The sequence below is a fragment of the Actinoplanes sp. NPDC048791 genome, assembly GCF_040650095.1.
GTDB lineage: Bacteria > Actinomycetota > Actinomycetes > Mycobacteriales > Micromonosporaceae > Actinoplanes.
Genome location: NZ_JBEZGQ010001128.1, coordinates 1 through 2,504 on the forward strand (window position 1 = coordinate 1; position 2,504 = coordinate 2,504).

General features: G+C 72.6%; 2 protein-coding genes. Both read left to right on the plus strand.

Annotated features, from left to right (window positions below; all coding sequences use genetic code 11):
• On the plus strand, positions 1-1,638 hold a 1,638-nt coding region (locus AB0C29_RS43165), incomplete at its 5' end, for an alpha/beta hydrolase (RefSeq protein ID WP_360833416.1).
• A partial coding sequence (locus tag AB0C29_RS43170; RefSeq protein ID WP_360833418.1) for a glycosyltransferase occupies positions 1,635-2,504 on the plus strand: 870 nt, incomplete at its 3' end. The genes AB0C29_RS43165 and AB0C29_RS43170, both read left to right, overlap by 4 nt.

Here is a 2,504-nt window from a genome sequence, read left to right on the forward strand (position 1 = left end):
GTGACCAGCGGGACGGAGGCCGAGCGGGTCGACCGCGTGCCGACCCCGGTGCTGCAGTGGTACACCTGCTACGGAACCGCCCAGTGCGCCACCGTCCGGCTGCCGCTCGACTACGACGAGCCGGAGGGCGCGACGGTGCAGCTCGCCCTGCTCCGCGTGAAGGCGCGCAAGCAGGCGCAGCGGATCGGCAGCCTGTTCGTCAACCCCGGCGGGCCGGGCGGTTCCGGCACCGACATGGCCGCGCTGGCCCCCGCCTTCCTCAGCGACAGCGTCCTGGACCGTTTCGACGTGGTCGGCTTCGACCCGCGCGGCGTCGGCGCCAGCGACAACCTCAAGTGCTTCCCCTCGACCCGCGAGCAGGTGCTGACCCAGGCGCCGCTGAACAAGTTCTTCCCGTACGGCGCCGCCGAGGAGGCGAGCTACACCAAGGCGGCCCGCGCGGTCGGACAGGCGTGCTCCACCACCGGGGCCACGCTCGCCGGAGCGATGTCCACCGCCGAGGTCGCCCGCGACATGGACGTGCTGCGCCGCGCGGTCGGTGACCCGAAGCTGACCTACCTCGGTTTCAGCTACGGGACCCTGCTCGGTCAGTACTACGCGAACATGTTCCCCGACCGGGTCCGCGCGCTGGCACTCGACGGTGTCGTCAACCCGAAGTCCTGGGCCGGTGTCCCGGCGCAGGGCTCCCTGCAGGACAACCGGCTGCGCTCGGCCGACGCCGCCTACCGGGCGCTGCGCACCCTGCTCACCCGGTGTGACCACGCCGGGAAGAAGCGCTGCGTGTTCGCCGCCGGTAACCCCGAGCGGCACTTCGCCGCCATCGCGCGATCCTTGCGGGCCAAGTCGCTGCTGCTCGGCCGCGACGAGAACGGCAAGGCCGTGCGGCTGACCTACGCCGACTTCATCGGCCTGACGCTGTCCGGCCTGTACTCCGCCGAGGCCGGCGACTTCGTCACCTCCGTCGCCGCCGCGGTCGAGACCTTGATCGCCGCACCCGCGGGAAAGAGCGCGAAAAAGCGGTCGGTCGCGCGGGCCGAGCTGCGGGCACACCTCTCCCGGGTACGGACACCGGCCCGCGACTTCCCGTACGACAACACGCTGGACGCGTTCAGCGGTGTCATCTGCACCGACGCCGACCACCCCCGCGACACGAGCATGTGGCCGGCACTGACGGCGGCCGAGGATGCCCGCGCCCCGTACTTCGGCCGCGCCTGGGGCTGGGGCACCGTCCCGTGCGCCGGCAACACGTGGACCGTGCGGGACGAGGACGCCTACCGCGGACCGTTCAACCGGACCACCAGCGCGCCGGTGCTGTTCGTCGGCAACTACTGGGACCCGGCGACGAGCTACCGGCAGGCCGAGTCGGCGACCAAGCTGCTGCCGGGCAGCCGCCTGCTGTCCAGTGACAACTGGGGCCACACCGCCTACGGCACCTCGACCTGTGTGACCAGGGCCGTGGACCGCTACCTGCTCGGCGGGACCCTGCCCGCGGCCGGCACTGTCTGCCACTCGCCGATGCAGCCGTTCAAGCGCCGGGTGTCCATGGCCGGTGCCACCGCCCAGTCCGAAGCGAAGCAGCTTCCGCCGGTCGCCGGTCCCTACGCCGCGTCCCCACTGTCTTTGGAGTACCGACCGTGAGCCCTGACCACCGCGACGTCAGCGTCGTCATCCCGACCCACACCGAGCGGCGCTGGCAGTCCCTGGTCCGTACGGTGCGGTCCGCCCGCACCCAGCGGCACACCCCGGCCGAGGTGGTCGTCGTGGTCGACCACAACCCGGCCCTGTTCCGCCGCGTCCGGCGCGAACTGCCCGGCATCACCGTGCTGGAGAACGCCTACGCCCGGGGCGCCTCCGGCACCCGCAACACCGGCGCGTTCCACACCGGCACGCCCTTGATCGCGTTCCTCGACGACGACACGGTGGCCTGCCCGCAGTGGCTCGAGCTCCTGGTCGAGCCGCTGGCGGCGGACCCGACGGTGGTCGGCGCGGGCGGCGGCATCGACCCGGCCTGGGAGGGCCCGAAGCCGAACTGGATGCCGGAGGAGTTCCTCTGGGCGGTCGGCGGCTCGTACGCGGGGATGCCGACGACCACCGCGCCGGTGCGCAACGTGTGGTCGGCCAGCATGATCGTGCGCCGCGACACGTTCCTGTCGGTCGGCGGCTTCCGGACCGGCTTCGGCAAGCTCGGCAGCCAGAACCGGCCCGAGGACACCGAGCTGTGCCTGCGGATGAGCGCGCTGGCCGGTGGCCGCTGGATGTACGTGCCCGCCGCACTGATCCGCCACGAGGTGCCCGCGAGCAGCTCGACCTTCGGCTTCTTCCTGCGCCGCTGCTACGCCGAGGGACGGGGCAAGGTCGCCATGGCCGGTCTGCTGGACGGCTCGCAGAGCCTCGGCTCGGAACGCGACTACCTGCGCTCACTACCGCGGGCGGTGGTCCGCAACCTCGTCGCGGCCACCCGCGGCCGGGGCGCCCACTACGCGCTCAAGGCCGGCGGGGTGCTG